The sequence below is a fragment of the Bacillus sp. 2B09 genome, from assembly GCF_003946835.1.
GTDB lineage: Bacteria > Bacillota > Bacilli > Bacillales > Bacillaceae > Bacillus > Bacillus altitudinis.
The window spans coordinates 251,365-264,171 of the sequence record NZ_RPSG01000005.1; the positions used below are offsets into that span (position 1 = coordinate 251,365).

The window sequence follows — 12,807 nt, forward strand, 5'->3', positions numbered from 1 at the left end:
CGTTTGATCAAAAGGGTGCGGTGGTATGGAGTAAGAAAAAAGGAGTTTTCTCACATGCCGCAAAGAACCGCAGGAAAAGAAGTAACAGCGCTACTGGAAGAGTGGGGCGTGAAACATATTTATGGAATGCCCGGCGACAGTATTAACGAATTAATCGAAGAACTAAGGCATGAATCAAGCAAAATTCAATTTATACAAACAAGACATGAAGAAGTGGCAGCACTTTCAGCAGCAGCTGATGCGAAACTAACAGGCAAACTTGGTGTTTGTTTATCAATTGCTGGGCCAGGTGCTGTCCACTTATTAAATGGACTATACGATGCAAAAGCGGATGGTGCACCTGTATTAGCGATAGCAGGGCAGGTTGCCTCAACTGAAGTAGGCAGAGATGCATTTCAAGAAATCAAATTAGAGCGGATGTTTGACGATGTTGCTGTCTTTAATCAGCAAGTACAAACAGCAGAAGCTCTGCCTGACTTATTGAATCAAGCCATCAAAGCTGCTTATACCCATAAAGGGGTGGCGGTTCTCACTGTCTCAGATGATTTATTTTCTCAGAAAATTAAGCGGAGTCCCGTTTATACATCTCCTCTTTACGTAGAGGGAGACGTGCGGCCCAAGAAAGATCAACTGCTAAAGGCTGCTCAACTTATTAACAATGCGAAGAAGCCAGTCATCTTAGCAGGAAAAGGATTAAGAAATGCAAAAGAAGAGCTTCTTTCGTTTGCAGAAAAGGCAGCTGCACCGATCGTCATTACACTTCCTGCAAAAGGTGTTGTTCCAGACAGGCATCCATACTTTTTAGGGAACCTAGGTCAGATCGGGACGAAGCCTGCATATGAAGCGATGGAAGAGTGCGATTTATTAATCATGCTTGGAACCTCCTTCCCATATAGGGATTACTTACCGGAAGACACACCTGCCATTCAATTGGATATCAAACCGGATCAGATCGGTAAAAGATATCCAGTAGAAGTGGGGATTGTAAGTGACAGTACGACTGGTCTTCATGAACTAACCTCTTATATTGAATATAAAGAGCAGCGCGGTTTCCTTGAAGCTTGTACAGAGCATATGATGAAGTGGCGAGAAGAAATGGATAAGGAGAAATCTATTGCCACATCACCGCTTAAACCGCAGCAAGTCATCGCTAGATTAGAAGAAGCGGTAGATGATGATGCCATTCTTTCAGTTGATGTCGGTAATGTGACGGTATGGATGGCACGTCATTTCGAAATGAAGCAGCAGGATTTCATTATTTCCAGCTGGCTTGCCACAATGGGCTGTGGTTTACCTGGCGCAATATCAGCTAAATTAAACGAACCAAACCGCCAAGCCATTGCTGTCTGTGGTGACGGAGGCTTCACAATGGTGATGCAAGATTTTGTGACGGCGGTAAAATATAAACTGCCAATTGTCGTTGTGATCTTAAACAACAACAACCTTGGTATGATTGAATATGAACAACAGGTAAAAGGCAACATCAACTATGGTATAGAGCTTGAAGATATTGATTTTGCAAAATTTGCAGAAGCATGCGGTGGTAAAGGAATCTCGGTGTCATCACATGAAGAACTAGCACCAGCCTTTGATCAAGCACTTCAAGCTGATAAACCTGTGATCATTGATGTTGCGGTGACCAATGAGCCACCGTTACCTGGTAAAATCGCGTACACACAAGCAGCAGGCTTTAGTAAATATTTATTGAAAAAATTCTTTGAAAAAGGTGAGCTGGATATCCCTCCACTCAAGAAAAGCCTTAAACGCTTTTTCTAAACAGCAGGTAGTCGGTCCTCCAATTAGGGGGACTGACTTTTTTGTTGAACAAGGAAAAACATTTCAATTGTCACTTGTTTTCTTTTGTATAAAAATATCCAGATTGGATTTTTGTAACTTAAAGCCTATTTTTCCAATTCGGTGAGAAAGGTAAAATAGACTTTATGATCAATAATGGAGGGAGTGGCTTAATCTGGGCAAGATACTTGATGCAAAAGCACTAACCAGTGCCATGGATACAAGGGCAAAACACTATCAGGAACTCCGTGAAGAAATGGTTGATTTAAAAAAAGCGCTACAGGGTGTGGCGAATCTCGGTGATGATTTTACCGGAAAAGGTGCCGATAACATTAAAAGCTTCTACAAAGAACTCGCCGGAAATGTGGACATGTTTATTAGCTTCATTGATAAACAAAAAGCCTTTCATGAAGGTGTTTCTGGAACGCTTGATGATACAAACTTTGGCGGCGACACCTTTGTAGAAGAACATTTTTTAGACAACGCTGTACATATGGGAATCAAAAATGCCAAAAGTATTGTAAAGGATCAAAAAAAGGCACTCAAAACGATTTTTCAAGATATTGATGACCTCATTTCTCTGGAGGTATTTGATAGTAAAACCTTTGACGAAAAGATTGCAGATGCGGAAGATGAACGAAAAAAGACAGTAAAAGATTTAAGAGAGCTTGATCAAAATCTAAAAGATGAATATGCTTTGTCAGAGACGGAGCAGCAGGCTACAATGGCATTGTACGCAGAAATGATCAATGCGACAAATGACGGAAAATCCATTTCGCCTATGAATTTTGACAAGAAAGCGTATCAAAATAGCGAAATCTACAAGGCAAAAAGCGATATTGAGAAGCAAACGTCTGAATATCTGAAAATCAAAAATGATCAAGAAGAAGCTCGCAAGATCGCAAAGGAACAAGAAGCACTCGCCAACCGTCCGTGGTATGAAAAAGCTCTTGATTACGGAGGAAATATCGTCAATGAACTGACAGGCGTGAACGATGCAAAACGTGCCGCAACAGGTGTCGATCCGATCACAGGTGAAGAACTCACCGCAGGCCAGCGAGTCGCCGCAGGCGGCATGGCAGCAGCAGGCTACATCCCGATCGTCGGATGGGCGGGCCGTATTTTCAAAGGCGGTAAAGCCGTTTATAAAACGACTCAAGCCACGTCAGCCGCAGTCAGAGCAGTCGACATTTACAAGACATCACAAATATCCTTTGACGCCCTGAAAACATCACAAAAAGGCTTATATGGCCTCACCGCAACAAACGGCTTCAGCGAAGCGATTACTGGTCGAGACATGTTTGGAAATAAAGTCTCGAAAGAACAGCAAGAAGCCAGTATGAATGCGGCTCTGGGGATGCTTTTGCCGTTTGGGGCGAAAGGGTTTCAAGGGAAGATGGGGATTAAGGGTGCTGAAAAATATAATACCCATACGATGAAACACATTTATCATGGTGAAATTAATAAAAGAGGAAAAGCAGTTGGTTATCATCATGAAAGTATGCAAGGTGGTAAGATTATTCCAGGAAGTGAAAGTTTACCTGATAAAAACGGTATTTATAGAGCTAAAGTTGAAATTGAAGGAGTTGAAAAAGTAGCTAAATCAAGTTTCTTTCCTAAGGAATGGAACCGCATTGATGTGTTAAAAGCTATCGATGAAGCTTACCAAAATAAACAACAGATAGGTCCTAATAAATTTAAAGGTATAACATCATCAGGAATTAAAATAGAAATGTATTTGAAAAAAGATGGATCAATAGCTACAGCATATCCATTATATAAAAAATAATATGAAGGTGATTAACTTATATGAGATATCCATATGAATTTAAGGAAGACCAATTTGGTGATTTAGCAATCATACTTCCCGAAGAAATAAGTATTTTCTCAGATTTTATACAAGATATTTCATCGATAGAAGAAGTGGATGAATATATAGGATATATTCAAAATGTTATAGATGGAGTATATGAGAAATTTGAAATTACATTGAATGCTACCAGTGTAAATATTAAAAAAGATGAGACAGTAGTTGAACATCATTATAGGATTGAAGAACCTCTTGAAAATAAAATTGAAACGAAGGAATTCATAGAATTGTTGTTAATTTGGAGAGAGAAAATACCGGAAATATTCGAAGGTTAAACATCATTGTCGAGACTGAAAAATAAAAAGCACTTTATTGTTATTCAAGGCAAAAAGTGCTTTTTGTTATGAAATAAAACTTTAGATAATTGTCTAAAAAAGAAGTTGCCAAAAATGATCCCAAAAAGAATAACAAGAAGCTCAGTCTACCGTTTTTGGTATGAAAAAGCACTCGATTTATGGGAAATAATTTTAGATGACTCCGTGGAGACAGCTTACTACCATTAATAAAGAATGCTGTGTATATGCCTTGAAAGGAGACATGATGATGTTAAGAGTAACAGAATATAAAGACAGTCAGCCTATAAATATTGAAAATGATCTTTATACACCGATTAATATAGAGTTCGGTAGTTGGAATATATCAAAAGAGCCAACGATATATTGGAAAACTGAAGATTTTAAGAAATTCCCAATTAAAATAGGCATAATGAAGGGTCTCTGTGCTTAAAGCAAACAGAATATTTTATCAGAACGCTCTAAAATAATAAATATGAAAGTTATAAAATGAAAGGGGTTTACATGATGGATGATATTCTGACAAAAAAAATAATTACAGAAAGTGGTACGGAGTTTGAAAAATCTCTAGAATATGGAGGGTCCTACGAGCTAGCAATTGTAGAATTTACTAAAGAAGGAGAAGAAAAACTTTTTACAGGACTAGCCTATGATTTGTATGAAAATGGAAATTTAGAAAGTTATTTCTATGTAGAACAAGGTGTTAAGCAGGGAAAGTATGTTGAATTTTACTCAAATGGAAATGTGAAAAAAATAGGTAATATGAATAAAAGTGCTGCAGACGGATATCAAGTCGAGTTTTTTGAAAATGGAAATAAAAAGTATGAATCTGAATATATAGCTGGTCGGAAAATGACTTATATAAAGTACGATGAAAACGGAAGTATTGTAGATCAAAAAACAGAGCCTGATGAATCTGATTTAAAATACGTCGAAAAATTCAATGGTTAGTAAGGAAAAATAAATTCGAATAATGATTGAAATAATTGGAGTAATATTAATCTGTCTCAAAATAAAGAGAAGGCTTATACATAAAATGTGATAAAATTTATTAATCTTGACTACCAATCCCTGTGAGATATGCAGATATCGAGACACACATTATTCGAAATGAGTTATGAACAAAAAAGGGTGAAATGTGAAGTGCTCATTTTTTAAGATTTAGAAAATGAAACTATCGAAACCCAATCACCAAAAAAAAGGGGAATCAACCAATGCTATGGATTTTCACACAAAACGAACAAAGTTTCGTTAATGTTCACGAAGTCACAGTAACCGGTAAAAAGATTGAAGGGTCTATTGCTGGCAGTGATTCTTGGGTCAAGACGCTCGGCAAGTATGACTCAAATGATCGAGCATCAGAGATCCTTCAAGACATTGTGAAAGTAATTGAAAAAAACCCAAATGGTACGATGACCTATCGAATGCCTCAGCAGTAAAAAGAAACCACCTTTCCATTGCGAAAAGGTGGTTTTGTTTATGAAGGTGTTTTGGTAAAGGCTAAAAATAACGGAATGCCTGTGCCGACAAGTGTTGTGGCAAATAGAAACATACCGCAAATGAATAGAAAGTGACTGGCTGAAAAGACGAGTGCCAGAATGAGAAATACGATGCTGAGTCCTGCCATGCTATAGGATGGGACAAAGCGGCGTTTGTATGTGGCTTTCTTTGTTAGGAATGAGAAGAAAATGCCAAATAATAAAGGGACAATCCATAAGTAAAATAAAATAATAAGAGACATACATCATACCTCGATTTTTTCCTTCTATTTTATCAGATGCCAATCACAACGGATACTACAAAGCTTCACTTTGTAAAATAGTTCATCCAATCGACACAATTAAGTAGGCTGATTGATCGAATTCGTTTTTTGTTTCATATATTCAGGCTGTAAAAGTGCGTACACACAGTGATCGGCAAAGTGGTCGCCCAGCCATTCACATTGTCTTAATATGCCTTCAAGTGAAAAAGATAAACGCTCTGCGATGCGTCTGCTTTTTTGATTATCAACAGCGGCCCTTATTTCAATGCGGTGCAGACCGCACTCTTCAAATAAATAGTGAATGACCGCTTTGCATGCTTTTGTCATGATGCCTTTTCCTTGATAGCCTTCCCCGAGCCAATAGCCAATGGAAACCGTCCGGTTAATCCAATGAATTTGGTGGGTGCCAATGATACCAACGAGTTCTCCATGTGACCAGATTCCAGCCTGAAAACCATTGTTTTGCAAAGCTTGCTGCATGGCACCTTGAATAAACGCCATGCTGTCTTCTTCTGTCTGCGTCGAATCGACCCATAGCATCCATTCACGTAAGTGCTCTCTTGAGCGTTGGATGAGCAGGTACAGACTTCTCGCGTCTCTTGGTTCAAGCAGCCGCATGGATAGATCTTGATCCTGATAAAAAAACATGTGATCACATCCTCTCAAGGGAAATTCTACCACAACCCGATGTAAAAGACAGCATGATTACTGTCTTTTACATAAACGTATCCACAATTAAAAACAGATTAAGTGCGACAACAAGAGCTGCTATCACCCAAGATATTCCTGTCACCCAGCGAGCATTCGTCAAATCACCCATAATTCGTTTTTTACTTGTAAACAAAATGAGCGGAATTAAAGCAAACGCAATGCCAAATGATAAGACCACTTGACTCATCACAAGCGCAGATGTCGGATTGACCCCAGATGCAATGATCGCAATAGGTGGAATGATGGTAATCAGCCGGCGGACATATAGCGGAATTCGGTACTGAATAAAACCCTGCATAATAATATCGCCTGACAGTGTACCGACAGAAGAACTGGAAAGTCCGGCTACAAGCAGACCTACACCAAATAAGATCGCTGATACAGGACCTGCGAGAGTTCCAAAATGCTGAAATGCTACATCTAAATCCTCAACAAAAAGACCATTTTTAAAAAATAAAGCAGCTGCTACAATCAACATGCTGGCATTGATGGCGCCAGCAACTACCATCGCAATGAGGATGTCTAAAAACTCAAAACGAAAAATCAGCTTTTTCTCTTTTTCCGTTCTGCCGACGACTCTTCTTTGCGTTAAGGCTGAATGGAGATAGATCGCATGCGGCATCACCGTAGCGCCTAAAATACCAGCGGCAAGCAGTACGCTGTCTGTCCCTTCAAACCTTGGAATGAACAGTCCACCGGCGACACTTGCAAGATCAGGTTTAGCCACAAAGGTTTGTACAGCGAAAGCAATCACGACAACAAACAGCATGCCGGTAATTCCTGCTTCTAACGCTCGATAACCTCGTCTTTGGAGCTCTAAAATGGCAAAAGAACCGATCGCTGCAATAATCGATGCTTCAAGCAGCGGGATACGAAAGAGTAAGTATAAACCAAGGGCAGCCCCGATAAATTCGGCTAAATCTGTGGCGATAATGACGAGTTCGCCCTGAATCCATAAACCGATCGAGACTGGTTTTGGAAACTCTTCTCGTGCAATTTCAGGTAAATTTTTCCCTGTTGCGATTCCAAGCTTTGCAGACAAAGACTGGATGAGTAAGGCCATGAGATTGGATATGAGAATGACCCATAACAGAAGGTAGCCATATTTCGAGCCAGCCGCAATGTTGGTCGCAAAGTTTCCTGGATCAATATAGGCAATGGCTGCGATAAAAGCAGGCCCGAGAAAAGGAAGGAGCCTTCTAAATCCTTTCACCTTTCCTTCAAGTGCACGCTCCGCTGCCACTGACATGTGGGCTTGTGCCTCGATGTATTTGTTTGTCATATGTCATCACCTAGATTCTACAAAGTTTTGCTTTGGCACAAAAAGTTTCCTCGATGCAATTTTTAATCATCATATGCCCATCTACATGAAAAGTCAACTATCTGAACTAATAGGTTTGTTTATCATATGTAAGTGAAAAAAATAGATACCTTGTCAATCAACACATAAAAAACACCGCCTCTGATCTTAGGCGGTGCATCCTCTACTTCCTCTTCTTTTGTATCGTTTTTTAAGAAACCCTTGATCCAACGCTGCGGAAGATCAGGCTTAAAATAATGACAAAAATGGCTGCTCCTAAGATCGCTGGAATGATCGCAAATCCTGCCAGACTAGGACCCCACGTTCCAAGTAATCCATGACCAATCCAAGCTCCTGCAAGCCCGGCAATCATTGAACCGATCCAGCCTCCTGGCACACTGCCTCCAGCGAGTGCACTCCCAATGAGACCAATGACAATCGCCACAACTAATGAAATCAGAAATCCTAACATGTTGATCACTCCTCTTTTGTTTGTTTATTGTTTACTAAGCAATAACCGTTTTAAAAGAGATTAAAACCTTTCGGAACCGCTTCAATGTTCGATACGTATGATGGACAAGGATTGTGTATAATAACAGACATATACTTGAACGGCATCTAAGGAGGCAAATGGCATGGAGGAAAGAGAGTGGCTAAAAGCACAATTAAAAGAGATTGAAAAATGGGAGAAAGACCAGCAGAAGGTATGGTTTTGGGAGAAACTTAGCCGGCTTCCATTTCAAATGCTGGACAAGCTGACCCCTGCCTTTATTCAAAAGAAAATCGGTGTGTTATTAGATGAGATGGGGCACTACATTCAATCAGGCGGTGTCTATTTGACGTCAGAGAAAGGCATTATTCATCAATTTCAAAAGAAATGTGCCGATGAATCGATTCAGCGTATTGAAGATATTGAGGCGGCTCCGATCGAGGTCATGGATGCCATTAGTGATCAGATGGGGAAAAACCGAACAAACCTCGCCACTGTGCAAGGTGCGACAACAGGTGTCGGAGGTATGTTTACATTAGCGGCAGATATTCCGGCTGTTCTCGGTCTCTCTTTAAAAACATTACAGGATATCGCCGTCACCTATGGCTATGATCCGAAAAATAAAGAAGAACGAGTCTTTATCATTAAATGTTTACAGTTGAATTCTGCTGACGTTGTTGGGAAAAAATCAATATTAAAAGAGCTGAAGAGCTATCATGCATCAGAAGGGAAGCACGAAAACATGATCTCTCAAATTCAAGGATGGCGTGAGGTCGTATATAACTACCGTGATTCGTTTGGCTGGAAGAAGCTGTTTCAACTTGTCCCAATTGCGGGGATTTTGTTTGGTGCAGCGTCCAACCGCTCACAGTTAAAAGGAATTGCCGAAACAGGCATCATGCAATATCGAAAGCGCAGAATATTAACAAGATTAGAGGAGCTCGCTCAGCAAGAACAGCGTGACTCCGGCGCATAAAAAAATCCCTCTCTAAAGGGATTTTTTATTTGGTCTCAGCATCTTCTTCAAACGCTTGAATCGGAGAATATTCATAGCGTGCCCGGAGCTCGCGGATTTGTTTGATCAAGGTGGAACCGATGATCCTTTCTGCTTCATCATACAAAGGATCGAGCGCCTTCATCCATTTTTGCCGCTCTGCTGGTGTTAATTCGTGTATGGCAATTGGAGATTCGCGTTTAATATCCTCCAGCTGATCCTTGTTCATTTGTTCGGCATGTTTTTCGTTCCATGCCGTTGTTTCTTCCATCGCTTCGAGTAAAATTCGCTTCGTCTCAGGTGTTTGACGATCAAAAAAGGATTGATCTGTTAAGACGACATACCCTAAATACCCGTGATTACTGATCGTCATATAGTCTTGTATATGATAGAATTTTTTTGAATAAATATTTGAAATTGTATTTTCTTCACCGTCTACTTTTTTTGTTTCTAGCAGCTGAAACGTTGAATTAAACGATTCCTGATAGGGTTTTGCACCAAGAAGCTTGAATTGCTTTTCAATCATGTCACTTTGCATAATACGGAGAGATTGCTTTTTTAAATCACTAGGCTGCTTGATTGGGCCTTTATTCGAAGTGATTTGCTTAAAGCCATTTGTCCAGTAGGCCATTCCTTTTAGTCCGTCTTTTTGCAGTGTGCCGAACAGTCTCTGTCCAATCGCACCATGTAACCCTTCTTGGACAGCATCGTAGTTAGAAAAGGCAAAGGGCAGATCAAGTGCCAGCCATTCAGGGGACAGCATGCCGAGCTTTGACGTAGACGGAGCAATAAATTGAACTTGATTCTCTTTTAGTGCATTAATTTCTTCGATATCAGAATAAAGACTCCCGTTTGAAAAGATTTGAATGCTGATCCTGCCGTCGGATTTTTCGTGAACAAGTTCAGCAAATTTCTTTGCAGCCAGCCCTTTTGGGGTATTATCTGCGACAACATGGCTGAATTTGAACACAAGCTGATCCTTCAGCCCAGTCTGTTCATCGTCGAAGGTCGTCGCTGATTTAGGCATCATATGATAAAAACCAAAGTATAAAGCGGTTACAAAACCGATGATGAGTAATAGCGTATAGGCGAGTAAATTCTTCATGCGTCAGATCCCCCTTATGTCAAGGATACTTGACATAGGAAGAATTCGTAAAGATACAGGTGAAAAAATGATGAGAAATCGACTGAAATTACAACAATTATCTATTAGATGGAAGCTCACCATCCTCACATATTTCGTTGTCATTTTTGCCCTTTTAATCGGAGGAATTGTTCTGGTCGGGGGAATTCAGCAAACAGAGGAACGAGAACTTCGAAAAAGGCTCATGAACACGGCAAGAACAGTGGCTGAGATGAATGAGGTAAAGCAGGCGTTGGATGATGAGACAAAGGAGCGTGCGCGGTTGCAGCATGCCATTGAAGAGATTCGGATTATCCAAGATGCTGACTACATTGTGGTCATGGATATGGATCACATGCGATTGACACATCCAGTGAAAACAAGGATTGGCCAGCGCTCTGAGGGGACAGATGAAGAACCTGCCTTTGCAGAGCATATCTATTTCTCAGAAGCACAGGGAGAGCTTGGCACAGCCATTAGAGCTTTTTATCCAGTAAAGGATGAAAAATTTAACCAAACAGGGGTTGTACTAGTCGGAAGAACATTGCCGAGTATGGCAGATATATTAGGAGAAATGAAGCAGGATATCCTCATGATCCTTCTGCTCACGCTCAGCTTCGGGCTTGTCGGTTCATTTTTGCTCGCCCGTCATATTAAACAGCAAATGTTTAAGCTGGAGCCGCATGAGATTGTCAGAATGCTAGAGGAACGCACCGCTACCTTTCATTCCATTAATGAAGGGGTCATTGCCATTGATAACCAGCACATGATCACCATTTTTAATGAAAAAGCAAAGCAAATTTTCAGCGTGACAGGTGATGTAGTGGGCCGAAATATTTGGGATGTGCTGTCAGATACAAGGCTTCCAGAAATCATTGATCGCGCAGAACCCGTCTACAATGAAGAAATTCATATGAGCGGAAAGCGGATCATGAGCAGCCGAATTCCAATTGTGATGAAAAAGAAAATCATCGGAGCGGTTGCGATTTTTCAGGACCGGACAGAGGCAGCCAAATTGGCGGAGGAATTAACCGGGGTGAAGAATTTCGTTGATGGCCTGCGGGTGCAAAATCATGAACATATGAATAAGCTTCATACAATTGCGGGTTTAATTCAGCTAGGGAAAGCCGATCAAGCGCTCGATTTAGCGTTTCAAACGACCGAAGAGCAGGAGCATGTGACGGACTTTCTCCACCGTGTGATACAGCATGATGCAGTGGCAGGTTTATTGATGAGCAAGATAAGAAGGGGCAAGGAGCTAGGCATAAAGGTTGAAGTAGATGAAAATAGCAGTCTGCGCGATTTCCCAGAGCGGCTGGATCAGCATGATATGACGAAGCTACTTGGCAACCTGATCGAGAATGCCTTTGCCGCGTATGATACTGTAGAAAGAGACACAAAACTCATTTCTATTAGTATTGATCAAACAGAGGATGTCCTCGCGATCTTAATTGAAGATTATGGTTCTGGAATAGAAGAGGACATGATTCCTCATATTTTCGACAAAGGCTTTACTCACGGTAAAGAAGGCGGAACAGGCTACGGACTGTATATTGTAAAAACGATTATCGACAAAGGAATGGGAAATGTAGAAGTCACATCAAGCATCGGCATTGGTACCACCTTCTCAATCGAATTCCCAATGACAATAGAGGAGAGAGACAGATGACTCAGATTAAGGTGCTATTAATTGAAGATGACCCGATGGTGCAAGAAGTCAATAGAGAGTTCATTAAGAGTGTCCCTGGCTTTCAAGTTGCGGCTGTAGCAGGAAATGGCGAGCAGGGCATCCAGCTCATCAAAGACATTCGCCCAGATCTTGTGGTGCTCGATGTGTATATGCCTAAAAAAGATGGCGTCAAAACACTGCAAGACATCAGAAAGCAAAAGATGCAGGTGGATGTGATTGTGATTTCGGCAGCAAAGGACAAAGAGACGATCGGCACCATGCTTCAAAATGGTGCCCGAGATTATATCATTAAGCCATTTAAGTTTGAACGGATGAAAGAATCTCTTGAAAGCTATAAAACGTTCAAATCAAAAATTCGTACCGCAGCAGAATTTTCTCAAGAGATGCTCGATGATATCATACGAAAGCCTGCAGTTAAGCAGGAAGAAACATGGCTTCCTAAGGGGCTGAATGTGCATACGATGAATGAAATTAAAGCCTATATGCGTCTGCAAGACGGAGCGCAGTCTGCAGAGGAAGTCGCCAATGCACTTGGGATTGCACGTGTTACGGCACGCCGTTATTTAGACTTCCTTGTAAAAGAAGGCGAGCTGAAATTAGATATGCAATATGGCGGGGTCGGACGCCCTGTGAATAAATATATCGTACATTCTGACTAAGAGACCAAAAAGACCAAAATGTACGATATGTCCATAAGCTTCACAGCCTTTGATGAAATCGCTATCATTTACCTACAGATAACAGTTAAGCGTTTACATCAAAGGGTGAGGGAGTTGATTT

At 40.7% G+C, this 12,807-nt stretch carries 14 protein-coding genes; 9 read left to right on the top strand and 5 right to left on the bottom strand.

Annotation, left to right across the window (positions count from 1 at the left end):
- The first annotated feature begins 54 nt into the window (after nucleotides 1–54).
- The 6 genes from EBQ12_RS12245 (at nucleotide 55) to EBQ12_RS12270 (ending at nucleotide 5,396) form a co-directional block, all read left to right on the top strand.
- Nucleotides 55–1,776, top strand: coding sequence for a pyruvate oxidase (locus tag EBQ12_RS12245; protein ID WP_046342707.1), 1,722 nt, complete (start codon nucleotides 55–57; stop codon nucleotides 1,774–1,776).
- A 232-nt stretch (nucleotides 1,777–2,008) separates the two neighbouring features.
- On the top strand, nucleotides 2,009–3,583 hold the full coding sequence (locus tag EBQ12_RS12250; protein ID WP_046342708.1) for a T7SS effector LXG polymorphic toxin: 1,575 nt from the start codon (nucleotides 2,009–2,011) through the stop codon (nucleotides 3,581–3,583).
- Nucleotides 3,584–3,603: 20 nt separating this feature from the next.
- Nucleotides 3,604–3,939: a hypothetical protein gene (locus tag EBQ12_RS12255; protein ID WP_046342710.1), complete on the top strand. Its 336-nt coding sequence runs from the start codon at nucleotides 3,604–3,606 to the stop codon at nucleotides 3,937–3,939.
- 268 nt (nucleotides 3,940–4,207) lie between these two features.
- Nucleotides 4,208–4,390, top strand: a complete 183-nt coding sequence (locus EBQ12_RS12260) for a hypothetical protein (protein WP_046342713.1) — start codon at nucleotides 4,208–4,210, stop codon at nucleotides 4,388–4,390.
- 71 nt (nucleotides 4,391–4,461) lie between these two features.
- Nucleotides 4,462–4,908: a toxin-antitoxin system YwqK family antitoxin gene (locus EBQ12_RS12265; RefSeq protein WP_046342714.1), complete on the top strand. Its 447-nt coding sequence runs from the start codon at nucleotides 4,462–4,464 to the stop codon at nucleotides 4,906–4,908.
- 263 nt (nucleotides 4,909–5,171) lie between these two features.
- Complete coding sequence (locus tag EBQ12_RS12270) at nucleotides 5,172–5,396, top strand: hypothetical protein (RefSeq protein ID WP_046342716.1); 225 nt, start codon at nucleotides 5,172–5,174, stop codon at nucleotides 5,394–5,396.
- Between the two features lie 38 nt (nucleotides 5,397–5,434).
- Here EBQ12_RS12270 and EBQ12_RS12275 read toward each other — a convergent pair whose 3' ends face one another.
- The 4 genes from EBQ12_RS12275 to EBQ12_RS12290 form a co-directional block, all read right to left on the bottom strand.
- The gene (locus EBQ12_RS12275) at nucleotides 5,435–5,698 is read right to left on the bottom strand and encodes a hypothetical protein (protein ID WP_008346966.1); all 264 of its coding nucleotides are present in this window, start codon (nucleotides 5,696–5,698) and stop codon (nucleotides 5,435–5,437) included.
- A gap of 99 nt (nucleotides 5,699–5,797) precedes the next feature.
- Nucleotides 5,798–6,367, bottom strand: a complete 570-nt coding sequence (locus tag EBQ12_RS12280; RefSeq protein WP_008346964.1) for a GNAT family N-acetyltransferase — start codon at nucleotides 6,365–6,367, stop codon at nucleotides 5,798–5,800.
- Nucleotides 6,368–6,434: 67 nt separating this feature from the next.
- Nucleotides 6,435–7,712, bottom strand: a complete 1,278-nt coding sequence (locus EBQ12_RS12285) for an Nramp family divalent metal transporter (protein WP_008346963.1) — start codon at nucleotides 7,710–7,712, stop codon at nucleotides 6,435–6,437.
- A gap of 229 nt (nucleotides 7,713–7,941) precedes the next feature.
- On the bottom strand, nucleotides 7,942–8,202 hold the full coding sequence (locus EBQ12_RS12290; protein WP_003214275.1) for a GlsB/YeaQ/YmgE family stress response membrane protein: 261 nt from the start codon (nucleotides 8,200–8,202) through the stop codon (nucleotides 7,942–7,944).
- 163 nt (nucleotides 8,203–8,365) lie between these two features.
- On the opposite strand from EBQ12_RS12290, the gene EBQ12_RS12295 reads away from it, so the two are divergent.
- A complete protein-coding gene (locus EBQ12_RS12295) occupies nucleotides 8,366–9,196 on the top strand; it encodes an EcsC family protein (protein ID WP_024720476.1) in 831 nt (276 codons plus the stop codon).
- Nucleotides 9,197–9,221: 25 nt separating this feature from the next.
- On the opposite strand, the gene EBQ12_RS12300 is transcribed toward EBQ12_RS12295, so the two are convergent.
- Nucleotides 9,222–10,319: a TRAP transporter substrate-binding protein gene (locus tag EBQ12_RS12300; RefSeq protein ID WP_025206786.1), complete on the bottom strand. Its 1,098-nt coding sequence runs from the start codon at nucleotides 10,317–10,319 to the stop codon at nucleotides 9,222–9,224.
- A gap of 67 nt (nucleotides 10,320–10,386) precedes the next feature.
- Between EBQ12_RS12300 and EBQ12_RS12305 the strand changes: the two genes are divergently transcribed.
- Both EBQ12_RS12305 and EBQ12_RS12310 read left to right on the top strand, forming a co-directional pair.
- Entirely contained in the window at nucleotides 10,387–12,006 is a 1,620-nt protein-coding gene (locus EBQ12_RS12305; protein ID WP_411231439.1) for an ATP-binding protein, read from the top strand.
- Nucleotides 12,003–12,686: a response regulator gene (locus EBQ12_RS12310; RefSeq protein WP_052320363.1), complete on the top strand. Its 684-nt coding sequence runs from the start codon at nucleotides 12,003–12,005 to the stop codon at nucleotides 12,684–12,686. Before EBQ12_RS12305 ends, EBQ12_RS12310 begins: the two co-directional genes overlap by 4 nt.
- Nucleotides 12,687–12,807 lie beyond the last annotated feature (121 nt).

What these genes read in the sequence shown, in the direction of transcription:
- EBQ12_RS12300 (WP_025206786.1), bottom strand. Translation starts at nt 10,319, where the DNA reads ATGAAGAATTTACTCGCCTATACGCTATTACTCATCATCGGTTTTGTA.
- EBQ12_RS12285 (WP_008346963.1), bottom strand. Translation starts at nt 7,712, where the DNA reads ATGACAAACAAATACATCGAGGCACAAGCCCACATGTCAGTGGCAGCG.
- EBQ12_RS12250 (WP_046342708.1), top strand. Translation starts at nt 2,009, where the DNA reads ATGGATACAAGGGCAAAACACTATCAGGAACTCCGTGAAGAAATGGTT.
- EBQ12_RS12255 (WP_046342710.1), top strand. Translation starts at nt 3,604, where the DNA reads ATGAGATATCCATATGAATTTAAGGAAGACCAATTTGGTGATTTAGCA.
- EBQ12_RS12275 (WP_008346966.1), bottom strand. Translation starts at nt 5,698, where the DNA reads ATGTCTCTTATTATTTTATTTTACTTATGGATTGTCCCTTTATTATTT.
- EBQ12_RS12270 (WP_046342716.1), top strand. Translation starts at nt 5,172, where the DNA reads ATGCTATGGATTTTCACACAAAACGAACAAAGTTTCGTTAATGTTCAC.
- EBQ12_RS12245 (WP_046342707.1), top strand. Translation starts at nt 55, where the DNA reads ATGCCGCAAAGAACCGCAGGAAAAGAAGTAACAGCGCTACTGGAAGAG.
- EBQ12_RS12265 (WP_046342714.1), top strand. Translation starts at nt 4,462, where the DNA reads ATGATGGATGATATTCTGACAAAAAAAATAATTACAGAAAGTGGTACG.
- EBQ12_RS12280 (WP_008346964.1), bottom strand. Translation starts at nt 6,367, where the DNA reads ATGTTTTTTTATCAGGATCAAGATCTATCCATGCGGCTGCTTGAACCA.
- EBQ12_RS12295 (WP_024720476.1), top strand. Translation starts at nt 8,366, where the DNA reads ATGGAGGAAAGAGAGTGGCTAAAAGCACAATTAAAAGAGATTGAAAAA.
- EBQ12_RS12260 (WP_046342713.1), top strand. Translation starts at nt 4,208, where the DNA reads ATGTTAAGAGTAACAGAATATAAAGACAGTCAGCCTATAAATATTGAA.
- EBQ12_RS12290 (WP_003214275.1), bottom strand. Translation starts at nt 8,202, where the DNA reads ATGTTAGGATTTCTGATTTCATTAGTTGTGGCGATTGTCATTGGTCTC.
- EBQ12_RS12310 (WP_052320363.1), top strand. Translation starts at nt 12,003, where the DNA reads ATGACTCAGATTAAGGTGCTATTAATTGAAGATGACCCGATGGTGCAA.
- EBQ12_RS12305 (WP_411231439.1), top strand. Translation starts at nt 10,387, where the DNA reads ATGATGAGAAATCGACTGAAATTACAACAATTATCTATTAGATGGAAG.